This window comes from Litchfieldia alkalitelluris (assembly GCF_002019645.1).
GTDB lineage: Bacteria > Bacillota > Bacilli > Bacillales > Bacillaceae_L > Litchfieldia > Litchfieldia alkalitelluris.
Window position 1 is genome coordinate 3,979,764 of sequence record NZ_KV917374.1, and the last position, 18,143, is coordinate 3,997,906.

Below are 18,143 nucleotides of genomic sequence, written 5' to 3' on the forward strand. Positions count from 1 at the left end.
CCTTTAATTTAAATTACATATAGTGGATAAGCTTTTCCACAAACACATATTTTAGCCTAATATATGATAGCTATGTACAAACACCCACACCAACATGCTAAATTTTCATACTCTATTAGTGACTTAAAAAAGTCAAATTATTTATAAGGAGATGAAATTCATGGGCTGTGGAAAAGGTAAATTTGGAAGTTGTGTATGTGATGCAGTTAAAAACATTTTAGATCAACAAGAAGCTGTAGAAGATAGATGTCCTACTAGTTGTTTTGAAAACCTATTATCACCTGTAGCAAATTTAGGTGATACGATTCCATTCGTATTAACTGGAAAGAAAGGTGACCTATTCAAAGCATTCGGTAATGTTGGTGGATTTGAAGACGACAATCTTTGCTTCAAAACAATTTTCTTCCGTGTTGAAAAGCTAAGAGGCTGCTGTGCAACATTATCATTACTAAGACCATATGATGCTACTGGCGACACTCTTAACGTTTGTGAGCCATGTGATGATGATTTATTCGGACTTGAAAGAACAGACTTCTGTATTGAAGTAGACTTAGATTGCTTCTGTGCAATTCAATGCTTATCACCAACTCTAGTTGATCGTGTATTAGATGTTCAAGATCGTCGTAAAAAACGTCATTATTAATCACTAATGGCAAGAAGCCCAATAACTGGCTCTTAATAGAGCCCAGGTTATTGGGCTCTTTTTTCTAGGATTCCATTCGCTCCCCAAACAACTGTAGTGAAATACCCTGTCATTCCACACAAAGTGATGAGTTCATATTTCATTATTTTTTTATGCGCTCTCCCTATTAAACCAAAGAGATAACCAGTACATATAACTATTAAGCACTTTCCGAAAGAAAATAGCCAGCTGTAGAGCCTATTTTATCAAAGTTGGGACGAATACCTAACACTAATTAACTTGTACCCCAATACTCTATTAGGGACGATAGGTCATAATACTAAAACAAATGAACAGGAGTGACAAACAAATGAGTAAAGACTTAAACTGCGTATGTGATGCAGTACAAAATATTGCCGACTTACAAGATGCTGTAGAAGACCACTGTCCTACAAGCTGTTACGAAAATCTTCTAGCTCCAACACAATTCTTAGGTGATACAATTCCATTTATGTTATTTGATAAGAGTGGTGACTTATTTAAAGCATTTGGAAATGTTGGTGGACTAGAAGCAGGAGATTGCTTTGAAACAGTTTTCTTCAGAGTAGAAAAAATTAGAAATGATTGCTGTGCTACACTTTCGCTATTAAGACCAACTGGAAACGGAGATTTTGATTGCAAAGATGATGTATGTGATGTAACAGCACTTGAAAAAACTGATTTCTGTATCGAAGTAGATCTTACTTGCTTCTGTGCAATTCAATGTCTAAGCCCACGTCTTGTAACTAACTAACACGGATACTCCCCTAGGTGACTAGGCGTAAACATTGCACGCCTATGAAAACATTAAGTATCCTTTATAGAGCGGGATGTAAAAAAAATAGAGAGCATAAACACCATAAATGGTGTTTGCTCTCTATTTAAAATCCTAATAAGTTTATTTTAACAATATCCCTTATCTCAATCTTTACTAATTTCAAGCCTGATAAAGGTCTAAATGTAATAAGGCCATCTTCACTTTCAACAATTACGCCTTTATAGCTATCAGAATCAGTGATAATCTCACATAATATTTTAGGCATATTTTTTGGAAGATTACATAAGTGAATGATTTTTTCTTCAATGGTTTTATCTTTTAATCTTTTTTTATCAGATTGTATATCAGTCCTCTTTAGTTCTACCTTTTGAGTTTCTCTTTCTTCTATCTTAGTTTTTTGTTCTGTAACCTTAGGTGTCGGTTCTGCTTTTTTAATAACATATGATTGTTGTGAAAAATTCTTATCATTTTTCACTTGATTAATAAACAATAAAGGCTTTTCTGATGATCTTCTTTTATTCCCCATAAAAAATACCTCCTTCTTTCCTATACCGGTATTAGTTTATGCAAGAAATGACTGGGTGTGCACCTAGTATTAACGTTCATCCTCTTTCTCCGTGATAAAGGCTGGATAGCCTTTCGCTATAAGTGCCTTTTTAAAAGCATCTGCACTTTCTTTTGTTTGAAATGCTCCAACTTGAACAGTATACAAAGTAACAATCTCTTTTAACTTCTTTTTAAGATTAAAATAAGATACGACTCCTTGGACAATCGCATCAGCGCATGTTCTTTGATACCCTATTGAATGAAGTAATTTTGCCTCCTTGATATTCGTCATAAAACCGCATTCGCATAGTAGCGCAGTCATCTTAGTCTCTTTAAGGATAAAAAAATCGGCTACTTTTACTCCGCGGTCTTTCAAGTTGGTTTTAGTTATTAAATTTGCTTGAACAATCTTGGCTAGTTCAGCAGCTTCCTTTGGCCTTGATGTATGAATATAAGTTTCAATTCCGTTCGCTTGGGTCCACCCTTCATCTCCAAATGCATTCGCGTGAATCGAGATAAAAAGATTAGCATTTAACCGATTAGCCAGATTCACTCTTTCCTTTAATGGAACATCTCTTTTACTTGAATGGGTAAAAAACACGTCTACATTTTCATACTCCATAAGTAATTCCCTAGCACCCTCTGTGACCCGGGAATTAAATTCAAACTCTCTCATTCCGTCAGGTGTCCTTTTTCCCGGTGTATGATAGCCATGTCCTGCATCAAGTACAATCTTCATCTCTACAACTCCTTTTTCCTATTTATCATGGTTATAGATAGAAATAGGTAGAAAGGGGCAAAAAAACCACTCTGCGTTAGCAAAGTGGTCATTATATTGATTAAGCTAAAATATGGTACCCAGAATCAACATGAATATTTTCACCTGTAATTCCACGTGATAAATCACTGAACAAGAATGCTGCTGTATCGCCAACTTCCTCAGGTGTAGTTGTACGACGTAAAGGTGAACGCTCTTCGATTTCTTTTAGGATGCTGTTAAAGTCACTGATTCCTTTAGCTGATAATGTTCTAATTGGTCCGGCAGAGATAGAGTTCACACGGATACCATGCTTACCTAAATCACTTGCTAAATACCTTACACTAGCCTCAAGCGAAGCTTTTGCCACACCCATAACATTGTAATTTGGAAGAACTCTTTCTCCTCCAAGATATGTTAATGTTACAATACTTCCGCCTTCTGACATTAAATCTTTACTTGCTTTTGCAACAGCTGTTAATGAATATGAACTAATATTGTGAGCTAATAAAAAGCCCTCTCTTGTCGTATTCATGTAATCGCCTTCGAGTTCCTCTTTGTTTGCAAATGCAATACAATGTGCAATTCCGTGAAGAACTCCTGCTTTTTCCTTAATCTCCGCAAAGCATTTTTGAACATCTTCATCACTTGTTACATCACACGGAAGAACAGGATAATCTCCACCTTCTAGTGATTCTGCAAGATCACGTACACTTTTTTCTAATCTTTCTCCTGCATAAGTAAAAATCAAATTAGCACCTGCATCATGAAGTGCACGAGCAATTCCCCAAGCAATACTACGTTTATTAGCAACACCCATTACAACATATGTACGACCTTTTAATGATAATGACATGTTTATGTCCTCCTACTATTATTATTACAAGTTATTAGTACCTAGTCATAAATTAATTATAGCATATAACTTTATAACAATCTAACTTTTAAAGAAAGAAACTGCGCGTAAAAAAGTTTTTGAAATATTAGTGTAAGTCTAGCCTGAAAATCCCTAATGATGTAGAGTTCCATGAGCTGCGATCCACTTGCTTTCCGCGGGGTGGTCCGTGAGCCTGCTCGTCGCCATGGACGGGCTCCTGCGGGGTCTCACGAGACCACTGGATCCCGCAACATTCCACACTAGGTGAATGCACCATTTTCATACTCCATGGTGCTAATTTTAATTAGCATTGGTGTCTACCCTGAACATACATAGGTTGAAGATTTCCAATTCCCTTACTAATGCCGATAGCCGAACAAAGGGAATGAAAAGAGTTGTTTCATTCCCTTTCTCATGCCCAAAGCCCAACAAAGGGAATGAAAAGAGTTGTTTCATTCCCTTTCTCATGCCCAAAGCCCAACAAAGGGAATGAAAAGCGTTGGTTCGTTCCCTTTCTCATGCCAAAAGCCCAACAAAGGGAATGAAAAGCATTGTTTCGTTCCCTTTCTCATGCCAAAAGCTCAACAAAGGGAATGAAAAGAGTTGTTTCATTCCCTTTCTCATGCCCAAAGCCCAACAAAAGGAATGAAAAGCAGTGTTTCATTCCCTTTCTCATGCCGAAAGCCCAACAAAGGGAATGAAAAGCATTGTTTGATTCCCTTTCTCATGCCCAAAGCCCAACAAAAGGAATGAAAAGCAGTGTTTCATTCCCTTTCTCATGTTAAAAGCCTATACAAGGGAATTAGAGATATTCAAGACCGAAAGATCAGTAGTTGTTTAGTTGCTCTCCCTCCACACTGAGGGAACAGAACAAATTCATTCTCCATTGTGAATCTCATTGCATAAGTTTGCCCAAAAAAAGTCGGGTATAAATAATTAGATTTACACCCGACTTCTTTAGTACCTAATTAAATTTTATAGGTTTGTACCTGTGACGAACTCCAACTCTCGACGCAATTCATCAACATACTCACGTGTACCTGTTACTACTAATCGGTCACCCATTTTCAACTCTGTATCACCATGCGGAACAATGGAATCTTTTCCTCGGAAAATCCTTACGAAAATAACATCACCAGTGAATGGGAAGTTTCTTAGCATTACTCCATCGTAAGCGAAGTTATTCATGTTAATTTGATACAACGATGTTTCTTGGTTCGTTAAAATATGAATTAAGCTTGGAGACTCTATAAATGCTCTTAATAAGGTTTGTGTTGATAACATAACTGAGAAAACTTCAATCTGTAGTTCCTTCAATGAATCACCTAACTCAGGAGATTCAATTCTGGCGATTACACGATTGACTCCATATTCTTTAGCAAAAATTGCTAAATCAGCATTTCTTTTATCATCACCTGTTGTAATTACGAGTAAATCAACATCAAATATATTTTCATGTTTTAAGGTTTCAACCTCATAATCTCTAACTTCAACAATATTGAAAACTGTATTAGCAATCACTTTATCATTTTTTTCCTGTGTTGTATGAATTAAAGTTGTTTCATATAATCCTGGATTTAATTCTCGTGTGACCGGTAGTGTCATTTGGTTTGCACCGATAAACGCTACCTTAATCTTCATCTCATCTGGCTCCGGTTTAGGATAGAGTTTCTTAAATCCTATTGGTGTAACGATACTGGTGATAACTGCTACTAAAATTAGAGCACCTGACATTCTTGAATCAATTACGCCCATTCTTTCACCAATTGTTGCAGCTGCAATAACAAGTGAGAGGGTAGAGGTTAACAACGAACCTGCTGCAATGATTCTCTTCCAGTCATACCATTTTTTCAAATACATTACTGGTATCAATTTTGATAAAACCAATGCTATAAATAACAGTGGGATTAAGATCAAAATTTTCGGATCCTCAAATAATTGCCAAATATCGAGTTGTACCCCAACCATTACGAAGAATATAGGAATTAAAAAGCCATAACCAAATGAATCTAATTTATGAACCAAATCTGAATTAGGTGCTAACAAAGAAACTAATACTCCTGCTAAGAATGCGCCTAATATATTTTCTGCACCCACTGACTCAGATAATGCAACCAACACTATTATCAAAGTAAATACGGCTCTAGTACCAATTTGGATCGTCCCTTTTGACATAGCCTCCAAAAACGTTTGATGCTTGAAATATCTTCCGAGTAAATACAATAATACTCCCGCAGCAAACAAAAGTAACAGAAGCCACATATTGCTTCCATGCTCACTGTAAATTGAAGCAAAAACAGCAAGTAAAATCATTGTGACCAAATCTGCAATAACTGCCACTAACAGAATAATCTGTCCTATATTAGATTTCATTATTTGTGCATCTTTTAATGTAGGAACTACCACTCCTAATGAAATGGTTGAAATAATTAAAGTCATTAAAAAGACGTTATCAATAAAGCCTAGAAGAACAAATAGATATGATAATAACAAAGAAAGAATGAAAATGCCTACAAAAATAATACTTGAAACGAGGAATGCATTTGGTGCCTCTTTACCACTTGGCAATTTTTCCTTTTTCTTTTTATTTGAAAAAGCAGTGAAATCAATTTCCAACCCACTTAAAAACATCAAGAAGATAAATCCTAGCATCGATAAAGTTTCAAGCCACACATCCTGATGGACGATATTAAAACCGCTTTTCCCGATAATTAACCCCATAATAATTTCTGCAACAACCACTGGAATAATGTTTAATCGTAATCTATGCAAAAGAATTGGAGTTAAAAATGCAACAATCAATACGATAACCAAAGATGTTACTGATGGACCATGTTCCATAAATACCTCCCATTTAATAAGAAAATTACTATTTAAATTATTGAACTAAATAACTCATGAATGCTGTGGCTAAACCAAAGTAAATTAATATACTAATCAAATCATTAATTGTCGTTATGAAAGGACCTGAAGCTACAGCAGGATCAATATTTAATTTATGCATTAAAAGTGGGACAATGGCTCCAGCTAATGTAGCAACAATTAAAGTAATTAATATAGAAATTCCAACTAATATTCCTAAGAAAAAGTCACCTTTCCACACATATACAATTATCATAACAAGAAAGCCACACAAAGTACCAGTAATTAAACCTGTACCAGCTTCACGTAAGATGAGTTTTTTCTTTGTTTCTTTTTCATGATCTCCTGTTGCAATACCTCTGACTGCAACCGCAAGGGCTTGAGTCCCAGTATTTCCAGCCATACCAGCAATAAGTGGAATAAACACAGCCAAAATAGCTAACTGTTCCAGTGTCTCCTCAAAACGCCCAATAATATTCGCTGTTAGCATTCCTAAAAATAATAAAATGATTAACCAAGGTAATCTTTTTTTTGCTGCTGATAATGGATTCTTATCAATTCCATCCATATCAGATACACCCGCTAACTTCGAGTAATCGTCTGAAGCCTCTTCATCCATTACATCAATAATATCATCTACTGTAATTATTCCCAGTAAATGATCTTGAAAATCTACAACTGGAAGGGCTAATAAATTATAGTCCTTCATTTTCCTTGCAGCTCCCTCTTGATCTTCTCCAACAGATACGGACACGACACGGTCGTACATTATTTCTGATATAAACGTATCATCATCTGTTACAATCAAGTCTCTCAAAGAGATCACTCCAACTAGCCGTTTATCTTCATCAACTACATACACATAATAAATAGTCTCTGCTCGAGGTGCCTCTGACTTTAAAATTTGCATTGCAGAACGAACCGTTTGATATTCTTTAATTGCAATAAATCCAGTAGTCATAATACTACCAGCAGTATATTCTTCATAGTGTAGCAGATCTTTAATTTCTTGGGCAGCTTCATCGTCCATTATCGTTAAATAACTTGCTACTTGATCTTTGTTTAACTCATTAAGGACATCAACGGCATCATCCGCATACATTTTTGAGAGCATTGTAGCGACAAAGGAGGGATGCATTTCAGAAAGGAATTCCTCATACTGATTTTCACCGATTTCAATATTCTCAAAGATCTCACCCATTTCTTCTGGTGAAAAATAATGATATATCTGTTGTCGGGCTTGCTTTGAAAGCTTTGTAAAAAACTTGGCTTGATCATAGGGATGTAATTCTAGCAGATAATCTCTCAACACATCCATATTATCTTCTTCAATCGCCTTTAGCATCTGCTCTTCCTCGATGATTTGTAAATCCCTGTTATTAATTTCAGTCATGTACTTAATCCCCCCTTCAAAATTATTATTAAATTATGGTATCAAAAATGTAGAAATTTGTCGCTTAAAAGAGATATAAAATAGGTGGTATTATTATTCAGATTTGCAAACTGCTAAAAATAAGCTAAGATGAAAAGGTGCATTTTTTTAACTTGTTAACTCAAACTATGAGTTAATTATAGTAGTTTTTTTATAAACTTTATTGCTATTGAAAGTCACTTACATTCACTATAAATTAGTAGCGTGGCATCTTTTATTCAGAGACTAACAACAAGAATCCTTAAAGAAACAGTAGGTTTACTTTAAACTAGGTCATCAGCAACAATCTTTTTAGAAAAGAGCTTTATATAGAAAGGACTATGTATGGAAAAGGAAACAAATCGTCAGCAAAAATTTGATTACACTATGGTATTTATACTTTTTTTAATGGCTATTGTAAGCTGTATTGCAATTAAAAGTGCTCAACCAACCTTGCCTGAGAAGTTACAAAATGTAAACTTTGTTGGTTTGCAAATTAGGTGGTATATTATCGGAATCATTGCTGTTGCAGGGACAATGGTTTTAGATTTTGATCGATTTAAAATGATTTCATGGTATTTATATGGTTTTGGGATGGTATTATTACTAGGACTTTATTTTGAAGTGCCCGGAACAACTACAACTAAAGGGGCGACAAGTTGGTATACATTGCCAGGATTTGGGACATTTCAACCATCCGAATTGATGAAGATTTTTATGATTATTGTGCTAAGCAAAATTATTGTAGATCATCGTGAAAAATATCCAGTGAACACTGTGAAAGATGATTTCATCTTAATCGGAAAAGTCCTATTAACATCGGCTCCTCCGATTTATCTACTGAAAGAACAACCCGATATGGGGATGATCATGGTCTTTACAGCAATTATCGCCTCATTACTTATTGTCTCTGGAATAAAATGGAGAATTATACTTGGTTTCCTTTCAGCAGGTCTAATTACGATATCGACTGTTGTATATATTTATTTTGCCTTTCCAGATTTTTTTCACAAGTATTTTTTACAAGAATACCAATTAAATCGCTTTTATGGTTGGTTAAAGCCTGAGGAATACTCCAGTGGACAAGGTTTTCAGCTAGTTCGGTCACTCCTTGCAATTGGGTCAGGAGAACTAAAAGGAAAAGGTTATCATAATTCAGAAGTTTCATTACCAGAGGGACATACTGATTTTATCTTTGCAGTCCTATCTGAACAATTTGGATTCATCGGAGCAAGTATTGTTATTTCTCTTTTCTTTTTACTAATTTATCGAATGATTCATACTGCGTTAGAAAGCCATGATCCTTATGGTAGCTACTTGTGTGCTGGTGTTATTGGGATGATGACCTTCCAGGTTTTTCAAAATATTGGAATGACCGTTGGATTACTGCCGATTACAGGGTTACCATTACCTTTTATTAGTTATGGTGGAAGCTCCTTAGCAACCTATATGATTGCTATCGGAATTGTTTTAAATGTAAGGTCGCGAACGAAAAAGTTTATGTTCGATTGAGTTGTAGCTGGATATTTTGTTTTGACCTTTTCTGCTTTTAAAAGGTCATAGATTGTTACAATAAATAATTGGAGTTGCGTGTTTTCCTCGCAATCCTAACCCTTAATGTATAATAACAGCTATTTATACTCTAAAATTATTTCGATCAGCACCAAAATTTCAGAAAGAGCCTTGTAGAATTAAGCTATTTTCCTAATAATAAGGAAGATGGCTTTTTTTGTTGACTTTTTATTATTCAATTGAAAGGTTGAAAGATATGAAAATAGATATAATCGGTGATATACATGGGTGTTATCAGGAATTTATAAGCCTTACAAAAAAACTTGATTATTCGTGGGACTCAGGGTTACCCAGACATCCTGATGGGAGGTTGCTTGGCTTTGTTGGTGATTTAACAGATCGTGGTCCAGATTCTATATCTGTTATTAATATTGTTTATGACCTTGTAAAAAACAACTTAGCTTATTATGTTCCAGGTAATCACTGTAACAAGCTTTATCGCTTTTTTTTAGGAAGAAAAGTTCAGGTTACCCATGGACTTGAAACAACTGTAGAAGAATTCGAGGCATTGTCAAAAAACGAACAATTAGAGATAAAGAATAAGTTTATTTGGTTATATGAAGCCTCTCCTCTTTATCATGTTTTAGATGATAAAAAACTAATCATTGCCCATGCAGGAATTAGAGAAGACTTTATCGGAAAACAAGATAAACGTGTCCAGACCTTCGTACTTTATGGCGATATCACTGGTAAATCTAACCCTGATGGTACTCCCGAACGCCGGGATTGGGCTAAACATTACCACGGAAGCGCATTAATCGTTTACGGACACACACCAGTGAAAGAAAAAAGGATCATTGGGAATACAGTCAATATTGATACTGGAGCAGTATTTGGTGGGAAATTAACAGCCTTTCGTTATCCAGAAAAGGAAACGTTATCCGTGCCTTCTACGATGCCTTTTGTCGATGAGAAGTTTAGAAATTTTGATTAATTATATGAGCCGAAATTTAGCACGGCTAGTCAAAGATTTTTTACTCAATTCCAATTGACTGGTGACCGATTTTTCAACACTTACAGGTAAGGTACGAGCATTCGCTCGTACCTTTACTTCTCGACCTATCAATAAACGTTTTTCGACACCTTAAGGGGCCTATCCTATTACCTTACATAAGATTATCTTCTAACCTTGCTCTGATTCATTTTTATTATAAAAGAGACTCTTCATATCCTCAGGAAGATCGATTGCAAAATTCATGCTCTCAAGTGTGATTGGATGAGAAAAAGAAACCTTGCTACAGTGTAATGCTTGCCGATTGATTCGTTTTTTCGAACCACCATAAAGATCGTCACCAAGTAGAGGATTGCCCTTATAAGAAAGATGAACACGAATTTGGTGCGTCCTCCCTGTCTCAAGTTGGATCAATAAATGCGAGAAATTGTTTTCTTCATCATATTTTAAGACTTTAAAATGCGTAACTGCATCTTGGCCATCTTGTCTAACCATACGTTCAATGATACTGTCACTTTTCCTTCCTATTGGAGCATTAATAGTACCCATTTCCTCAAGCACTAAACCATGTGTTAAGGCTTCATAACTTCTCTTAAGTAAGCCCTTTTTTTGTTGTTCTGTTAGTAAATGATGGATATGGCGAAACTTAGCGACTATTAATAATCCAGATGTATCACGATCTAAGCGATTAACGATATGGCTAGTTGACTCCAAACCAATCTTTTGATAATAACTCATTACACCGTTTGCCAAACTATTGGTTGGATGTTCCCTTGAGGGAATTGTAGGTAAAAATGGTTGCTTATTGATCAACATTAAAAATGAATCTTCATAAACGATATTGATTGGTATTTCTTTTGGAACCATATCTACACTTGGCTTTTCTTTAGGAAAAATCACTTTTAAATGATCACCAATGTGAAGAACATGTCTAACATTTACATGCTCTCCATTCAATAAAATCGCTCCACCATCAAATTTAATATCTGTTAATGCAGTTTTCGAAATATGTTGCTCTTTTAGGAATTGCTTAATTAGTTTATTTTCATCTTGTTCATCAATAATCCATTCCAGATTAAACTGCTTCAAGATGTTTTCTCTCTAATCTGAAACAAATGAATCACGCACTCTCTTCCAAAAAGGAAATGGTCTATATCGAGCAAATCTAATTTTCTCAGTAGCAACCCGGCATTGTATTGATTTTACGTCCTTATGTAACAATGTGAGGTGATCGATCGTAATTTGGAAATCAACGTCATTAACAGGCTTTAACATAGATGTATGATGATTAGGTAATATCAATGGTGAGCCAATTGTTCGAAAGACTCGATTATTAATGGAGGCCATTTCAGCAACTTGAATTGCTTCAATAGAAGGATGCAAAATCGCTCCACCTAATGCTTTATTATAAGCAGTACTTCCTGAAGGAGTAGATATACAAAGTCCATCGCCTCTGAATGTTTCAAACAATTGACCTTTAATTTCCAAATCCATTACAAGCGATCCTTCAAGGGCTTTTACTGTGCATTCATTTAAGGCTAAATATCTAGCTTCCTTGCTGCCATTTATGTAACGAATAATGACTTCTAATAAAGGATATTCAACAATTTTATATGGAGTTTTTGCAATCGCAATGACCAACTTTTCTACTTCCGCAGGAACCCAGTCAGCATAAAAACCAAGATGACCTGTATGAACCCCTACAAAAGCAGTTTGGCTCAAACGGTTCTTATATCGATGGAAAGCATAAAGTAATGTGCCATCGCCCCCTATTGAAATTACAATATCCGGCTTATCTTCATCATATATTAATTCAAAATCTGATAAATAAGTTCTTACTTTTTGCATTAAGGTATTAGATGTTGAGTCACCTTTTGATGTTACAGCAAATCTCATTCAACCCACCCCATCTCTAGTCTGAATCCTCAGCTTCTTTTTTTCGAGAGAATACCACTTGTGCTTCTTGGATTTCCACTCGAATTTTTGACATTTCCTCATCTAATTGAAATGCGGCCTCTGCTGCTCTTTGAAGACGAAGCTCGATATCTTTAGGAAAGCGCCCTCGATATTTATAATTTAATGAGTGTTCGATTGTAGCCCAAAAGTTCATTGCCAATGTTCGGATTTGGATTTCTACTAATATTTTCTTCTCTCCATCTATTGCTTGCACAGGATAGCAAATGACAAGATGATACGACCGATAACCGCTTTTTTTCTTTTGGGATACATAGTCTTTTTCTTCAATAATTTCAAAATCATTCCGGTTTCTTAACATCTCTACTACTTTTCTAATATCATCTACAAACTGACACATCATTCTCAATCCTGCAATGTCCTGCATTTCTTCAGAAAGCTTATCTAATTCAATATTCTTTTTATTTGCTTTATCCAATATACTTGCTATAGGTTTTACTCTTCCAGTTACAAACTCAATAGGTGAATGGACTCCTTGCATCTCAAATTGAGTTCTCATTCCTTTAAACTTAACCTTTAACTCATCTACAGCTTGCTCATAGGGAGCAAGAAAATGGTCCCAATGTTTAATCATTGAAAACGCCACCCTTTTATCTATAAATCATTTTTGCTATAGAAACAACTCTCAATTGGCTCTAATTCAAAATCACTTTATTTTAGGCTAGTTTCGTAAACTTTGTTGCTTTTAAAGGCCGTTTATAATCACTATGAACTTGGTAGAGTGACATCTTTTCTTCCTAAATGATAACTATAACATCAAGTGAAATAGTGTATCCTACCTAAAAAAGGTCAATTAGCAACAATCTTTCAGAAAAGAGACTTATTTTATAAAAGTCTCTTCGACCATTGAAACCATTTCTTCCCCATAATTGGCATTTCCTTCAATATTTTGCACAAGATAAGTTAATTCCTCAGCAATACCTTCTAGGACAATTTCCTGCCCATTTTGACGAAGTACAGGTATAAGTTTATCTTCAATAAGCTTTCTTAATGATCCCCATACAGATGTAGGGAAACTTAAATAAACATACTCATCATTAGTTTCTACTATGTAAATGAACGAAAGATTATCAGAGTCAACTAACATTTGACCTGTAACTTTCATTGAGGAAATCTCAATATTGTTATCAACTAGCTGGAATTCAAGTGTATTATCTTTAAGTGTTGATGTTGATACTTCTATTCTATTTTGCATGGTAAACTCCCTTCCAAATAATCCATTTACATTTTATCATAATAAGATGTTAAATGTATAAAATGCGTTTGACCACTTAAGGACAAATTAATATTTCTCTGCTAATATAAAATATATACATGCTCAGGGAGAGGACGATTATTCGTGAATCAGGAATTAGAAATAGAATTTAAAAATTTATTAATGAAAAATGAATTTGAAACCATTAGAAACTTCTTTAATCTCTCCGAATCCTCCTTTATCGTGCAAGAAAACCACTATTTTGATACAGAGGATTTTTCATTAAAGGAAAACAGTTCAGCCCTAAGGATTCGGTTAAAAGAAAATAACCATATCTTGACTTTGAAACAACCACAACAAGTTGGATTACTTGAAACACATCAATCATTAACTAGTCAATCCGTAAAACAGCTAATAGAAGGAAAATCCGTCATTGATGGTAAAATTAGTGAACTCATTTCTGAAATGGGTATACAACATGAATTGTTGAAGTATTTTGGTACATTAAAAACATATCGTTCAGAAGTCCCATACAAAAATGGAATTTTGGTGTTAGACCATAGTTTGTATTTAAATGTAGAGGATTTTGAATTAGAATATGAAGTAACGGATGAAATAGAAGGCTTTGAAAACTTTAAAAACCTTCTAACATCACTTAACATACCGCAAAGAAAGACAGAAAATAAGATCCAACGGTTTTACAATAAACTATATTATCATGGAGACCACAAATGAAAATCGATTTAAAAGTAATGATGGAATTGCAAGCAATTAGAAATTTAAATAAAGAACATGTTCTACTTGATGACCAAAACAACTCATTATTTAGAGAACTTTTTGAGCAATTACTATCAAAGGATATTTCAACTAGCGAGCCAACTAAAAGTGTAGGCTTACAGTTACCTGGGCAGCAACTACATAGTTACATACAGCCAGTGACTAAATCTGTATCAGAACCAAGCAACTCAATCCAAGAGTATATTCATATTGCATCTGAGAAATTTAATGTCGACTCAAAACTAATATCTTCTGTAATAAAGCATGAGTCCAATTTTAATCCTTCTGCGAAGAGTCATGCAGGTGCTACTGGTTTGATGCAATTGATGCCAGGTACAGCGAGAGGTCTAGGGGTTACAGATATTTATGATCCTAAACAAAATATTGAAGCTGGAACTAAATATTTACGCCAAATGCTTGATCGATATAATGGTGACGTTTCGCTTGCACTTGCTGCATATAATGCTGGGCTTGGAAACGTTGATAAGTATGGTGGTATTCCTCCTTTTAAAGAGACTCAACACTATGTACAGAAAGTTACATCTAGCTATTATAGTTAAATAACCTGAAGTAAGTTAAGGGAACCCACCTTGGATTGAATGATAATGAGGCAGTCTCATTATTTTGTCAATTGGTAGGTTCTTTTTTCTTATTATCTACCCTGAAAAAAGAAATGCTGAAGGCGCTCGTTCATCGGCGACAGGCATAAGACGAGCCGGCTAGAAGGTTGCTTTTTAACCTTCTAGTAGGATTGACTTAGACCTGAGAGCCGATAGCGCCTGAAGCTAGACACTAAGCTAAATATAATTTTTCATACTCCATGGTGCTAATTTTAATTAGCATAGATGTCTACCCTGAAAATAACTTAGGTTGGAGAGTTCCATGAGCTGCGATCCACTTGCTTTCCGCGGGGTGGTCCGTGAGCCTCCTCGTCGCCAGGGGCTCAGCTCCTGTGGGGTCTCACGAGACCACTCGATCCCGCAGGAGTCAAGTGGCTCTCCGCTCATTCCACACTGAGGAGGAAACATTTTCATTCACCATGGTGCGAAATACTTATTTAGCATAGATGTCTACCCTGAAAAAAGAAATGCGGAAGGCGCGCGATCATCGGCGACAGGCATAAGGCGAGACTGCTAGAAGGTTGTTCTTTAACCTTCTAGTAGGATTGACTTAGACCTGAGAGCCGATAGCGCCTGGAGCTAGACACTAAGCTAAGTATAATTTTTCATACTCCATGGTGCTAATTTTAATTAGCATGAAAGTCTACCCTGAAAATAACCTAGGTAGTGGAGTTCCATGAGCTGCGATCCACTTGCGGGATACCGCGGGGTGGTCCGTGAGCCTCCTCGTCGCCAGGGGCGGGCTTTGCGGGGTCTCACGAGACCACTGGATCCCGCCCGCAGGAGTCAAGTGTCTCTCCGCTCATTCCACACTAGGTGATAAACTATATCATCCTCCATGGTGCGAATTTTATTGCATGGAGGACTACCATGAAAATTCTCAGTCTCAAAATTCCATTCGCTACAGTTCACTAGCTTTCGGCCCAGGGACCATCGTCGCCTACTGCTCCCGTGGGAGGTCCCGAATTGGCTGGTCAGTAAGCCCTCCTCATGGAAATACTATAAATTTCCACTTTCTAAAAATGCGCATTATTTGAGATATCTCAAAACCATTGCTAAAATAAAGAAAAGTACAATCAATGATTGATTAAAAATAACCACAAGGAAATATTGGTACAATAAGAATATAAATCTTTATTAAAAGGGGTAAATAATATGTCCGAGTCTTTTACAACACCTTACGAAGCAATTGGGGGAGAAATGATCATTTCAAAACTCGTTGACGCTTTTTATAAGCGAGTCGGACAGCATCCAGAATTATCTCCTATATTCCCAAAAGATCTTAGTGAAACAGCACGTGTACAAAAGCAATTCTTAACTCAGTATTTAGGTGGTCCTTCACTTTATACAACTGAGCATGGACACCCTATGCTTCGCGCACGACATATGCCTTTTGAAATTACACCAACTCGTGCTAACGCATGGCTTTCATGTATGAAAGAAGCAATGGATGAAATAGGTTTGGAGGGTCCAGTAAGAGACGATTTCTTCCACCGATTAATCCTTACTGCACAACATATGATTAATACTCCTGATGAGCATTCTGAGAAAGGAGTTTTATTTTGAGTTCAAAAAATATTCCAGATTGGCTAGCAGCCCAGGGCTGTACGAGTGGAAAAAGACCGTTAGAAATATACATGTTCATTGACCCACTTTGTCCGGAATGCTGGGCATTGGAGCCCGTTTTAAAAAAATTGTACATTGAGTATGGTCGTTTTTTTACAATTCGTTATGTATTAAGTGGTCGATTAGCATCTTTAAACCTTGGTCGTCAGAAAGTCGAAGATATTGCTCAAGTTTGGGAACGAACAGCTAGTAGAACAGGAATGTCATGTGATGGATCTCTATGGCTTGAAAATCCAATAGAAACTCCTTATTCCGTTTCCATTGCAGTGAAAGCAGCAGAATTACAAGGTAAGCGCCAAGGCTCTCGATACCTTCGCAAGCTTCAAGAACTTCTTTTTTTAGAGAAACAGAATATCTCTAAAGAAAGAGTGTTACTGGAATGCGCAGAAAATGTTGGACTTGATGTTGATGAATTTTATCGGGATTTACATTCTTCTAGTTCAACAAAAGCATTTCAATGTGATTTAACGATTACTTCCGAGATGGAAGTTGATCGGATCCCAACACTTGTATTTTTCAACGAAAATATAGATGAAGAAGGGATAAAAATAACGGGTTATTATCCTTATGAAATGTATGTTCAAATTCTCCACGAAATGTTAGGAGAAGAGCAGTACCCATCACCACCTCCTGATTTAGAAGAGTTTTTACGACACTTTAGATTCGTAGGGTCTAATGAAATTGCAGAGGTTTATAATTTAAGTTTAAGTGAAGTCAATCGAGAAATGAAAAAACTATTGTTAAAACAAAAGGTAGAGCAAGTTCCTGTAAAGTATGGGACCTTCTGGCGTTATAATGATGAAGATGAATGAACGAATTAAAAAAAGTAGAAAGTAAAAAGACTTGGTTATAGGACCAAGTCTTTTTACTTTTTGTCATCTAAGACAATAAAGGGGATGGGAGAAATTTTTCACGGTCAAACAAAGGGGTATAATGTTTGGTTTGTGATTAACTTCATGAATACAATATATCACTTCTTGTCGAATAAAAACAATACCCTTGTATATTATTTCACAATATTGTCAAAATCTATTAATTTACAGATTGGCTCGTACATATAATCGTAAAAAGTTGCACTATTTAGCCAATTTGCGAATAAGTATAAGTAAGTGTAAAAAGGAGGGTTTTCCTAGTGAAAAAGATAGGCATCTTAATGGGATGCATATGCATCATACTTTCTTTCTTCTTTAACATCTTAGGCTTGATGGGTTTGATTCCACTTTATATAACAGCTCCACCGTTATTTTTATCACTATTAGTTACACTTTACTTAATTAATAACAGAAAAAGATTTAGAGGCTTTTATTGAAGGGTCTGACCTTATTTTTCCCAAGACTGAATTTAAATACTAAGTAGACCTTCATGCGAATGAGAAATTTGCACCATGGAGGATGAAAATGTTGTTCACTTAGTGTGGAATGAGCGAAGATCCACCTGACTCCTGCGGGATCTGGCGGTCTCGTGAGACCCCGCAGGAGCTCCAAAAGCGACGAGGGAGGCTCATGGACCGCCCCGCGGAAAGCAGGTGGATCGCA

The 18,143-nt window shown here is 35.9% G+C and carries 17 protein-coding genes; 8 read left to right on the forward strand and 9 right to left on the reverse strand.

Annotated features, from left to right (window positions below; genetic code table 11):
• Positions 1–160: 160 nt before the first annotated feature.
• The gene (locus tag BK579_RS18565; RefSeq protein ID WP_078548031.1) at positions 161–643 is read left to right on the forward strand and encodes a CotY/CotZ family spore coat protein; all 483 of its coding nucleotides are present in this window, start codon (positions 161–163) and stop codon (positions 641–643) included.
• Between the two features lie 349 nt (positions 644–992).
• The gene (locus tag BK579_RS18570; RefSeq protein ID WP_078548033.1) at positions 993–1,415 is read left to right on the forward strand and encodes a CotY/CotZ family spore coat protein; all 423 of its coding nucleotides are present in this window, start codon (positions 993–995) and stop codon (positions 1,413–1,415) included.
• A gap of 127 nt (positions 1,416–1,542) precedes the next feature.
• On the opposite strand, the gene BK579_RS18575 is transcribed toward BK579_RS18570, so the two are convergent.
• The 5 genes from BK579_RS18575 to mgtE all read right to left on the reverse strand — a co-directional run bounded on the left by BK579_RS18575 (position 1,543) and on the right by mgtE (position 7,826).
• Positions 1,543–1,965: a CotO family spore coat protein gene (locus BK579_RS18575; protein ID WP_078548035.1), complete on the reverse strand. Its 423-nt coding sequence runs from the start codon at positions 1,963–1,965 to the stop codon at positions 1,543–1,545.
• Positions 1,966–2,034: 69 nt separating this feature from the next.
• Complete coding sequence (locus BK579_RS18580) at positions 2,035–2,724, reverse strand: N-acetylmuramoyl-L-alanine amidase (protein ID WP_078548037.1); 690 nt, start codon at positions 2,722–2,724, stop codon at positions 2,035–2,037.
• 100 nt (positions 2,725–2,824) lie between these two features.
• Positions 2,825–3,598, reverse strand: a complete 774-nt coding sequence (gene fabI / locus BK579_RS18585; protein ID WP_078548039.1) for an enoyl-ACP reductase FabI — start codon at positions 3,596–3,598, stop codon at positions 2,825–2,827.
• 996 nt (positions 3,599–4,594) lie between these two features.
• On the reverse strand, positions 4,595–6,460 hold the full coding sequence (locus BK579_RS18590; protein ID WP_078548041.1) for a monovalent cation:proton antiporter family protein: 1,866 nt from the start codon (positions 6,458–6,460) through the stop codon (positions 4,595–4,597).
• A 37-nt stretch (positions 6,461–6,497) separates the two neighbouring features.
• Positions 6,498–7,826 (reverse strand): magnesium transporter, encoded by a 1,329-nt coding sequence (gene mgtE / locus BK579_RS18595; RefSeq protein WP_407936281.1) that lies wholly within the window; start codon positions 7,824–7,826, stop codon positions 6,498–6,500.
• 411 nt (positions 7,827–8,237) lie between these two features.
• On the opposite strand from mgtE, the gene BK579_RS18600 reads away from it, so the two are divergent.
• Both BK579_RS18600 and prpE read left to right on the forward strand, forming a co-directional pair.
• Entirely contained in the window at positions 8,238–9,404 is a 1,167-nt protein-coding gene (locus BK579_RS18600) for an FtsW/RodA/SpoVE family cell cycle protein (RefSeq protein ID WP_078548044.1), read from the forward strand.
• Between the two features lie 256 nt (positions 9,405–9,660).
• Positions 9,661–10,398 (forward strand): bis(5'-nucleosyl)-tetraphosphatase PrpE, encoded by a 738-nt coding sequence (prpE, locus tag BK579_RS18605; protein WP_078550684.1) that lies wholly within the window; start codon positions 9,661–9,663, stop codon positions 10,396–10,398.
• 189 nt (positions 10,399–10,587) lie between these two features.
• On the opposite strand, the gene BK579_RS18610 is transcribed toward prpE, so the two are convergent.
• The 4 genes from BK579_RS18610 to BK579_RS18625 form a co-directional block, all read right to left on the reverse strand.
• Positions 10,588–11,505: an RluA family pseudouridine synthase gene (locus BK579_RS18610; protein ID WP_204524737.1), complete on the reverse strand. Its 918-nt coding sequence runs from the start codon at positions 11,503–11,505 to the stop codon at positions 10,588–10,590.
• A 12-nt stretch (positions 11,506–11,517) separates the two neighbouring features.
• Positions 11,518–12,312: an NAD kinase gene (locus BK579_RS18615; RefSeq protein WP_078548048.1), complete on the reverse strand. Its 795-nt coding sequence runs from the start codon at positions 12,310–12,312 to the stop codon at positions 11,518–11,520.
• Positions 12,313–12,328: 16 nt separating this feature from the next.
• Entirely contained in the window at positions 12,329–12,964 is a 636-nt protein-coding gene (locus BK579_RS18620; RefSeq protein WP_078548049.1) for a GTP diphosphokinase, read from the reverse strand.
• Between the two features lie 246 nt (positions 12,965–13,210).
• Positions 13,211–13,585 (reverse strand): UPF0738 family protein, encoded by a 375-nt coding sequence (locus tag BK579_RS18625; RefSeq protein ID WP_078548051.1) that lies wholly within the window; start codon positions 13,583–13,585, stop codon positions 13,211–13,213.
• Between the two features lie 144 nt (positions 13,586–13,729).
• Here BK579_RS18625 and BK579_RS18630 point away from each other — a divergent pair, with 144 nt between their 5' ends.
• The 4 genes from BK579_RS18630 (at position 13,730) to BK579_RS18645 (ending at position 17,420) form a co-directional block, all read left to right on the forward strand.
• A complete protein-coding gene (locus tag BK579_RS18630) occupies positions 13,730–14,320 on the forward strand; it encodes a CYTH domain-containing protein (protein ID WP_078548053.1) in 591 nt (196 codons plus the stop codon).
• Positions 14,317–14,922: a lytic transglycosylase domain-containing protein gene (locus tag BK579_RS18635; protein ID WP_078548054.1), complete on the forward strand. Its 606-nt coding sequence runs from the start codon at positions 14,317–14,319 to the stop codon at positions 14,920–14,922. Before BK579_RS18630 ends, BK579_RS18635 begins: the two co-directional genes overlap by 4 nt.
• A gap of 1,215 nt (positions 14,923–16,137) precedes the next feature.
• Positions 16,138–16,548 carry a globin domain-containing protein gene (locus BK579_RS18640; RefSeq protein WP_078548056.1) on the forward strand — a complete coding sequence of 137 codons (411 nt, stop codon included), beginning with the start codon at positions 16,138–16,140 and terminating at the stop codon, positions 16,546–16,548.
• Positions 16,545–17,420 carry a ClpXP adapter SpxH family protein gene (locus tag BK579_RS18645; protein WP_235848467.1) on the forward strand — a complete coding sequence of 292 codons (876 nt, stop codon included), beginning with the start codon at positions 16,545–16,547 and terminating at the stop codon, positions 17,418–17,420. Before BK579_RS18640 ends, BK579_RS18645 begins: the two co-directional genes overlap by 4 nt.
• Positions 17,421–18,143: the final 723 nt, after the last annotated feature.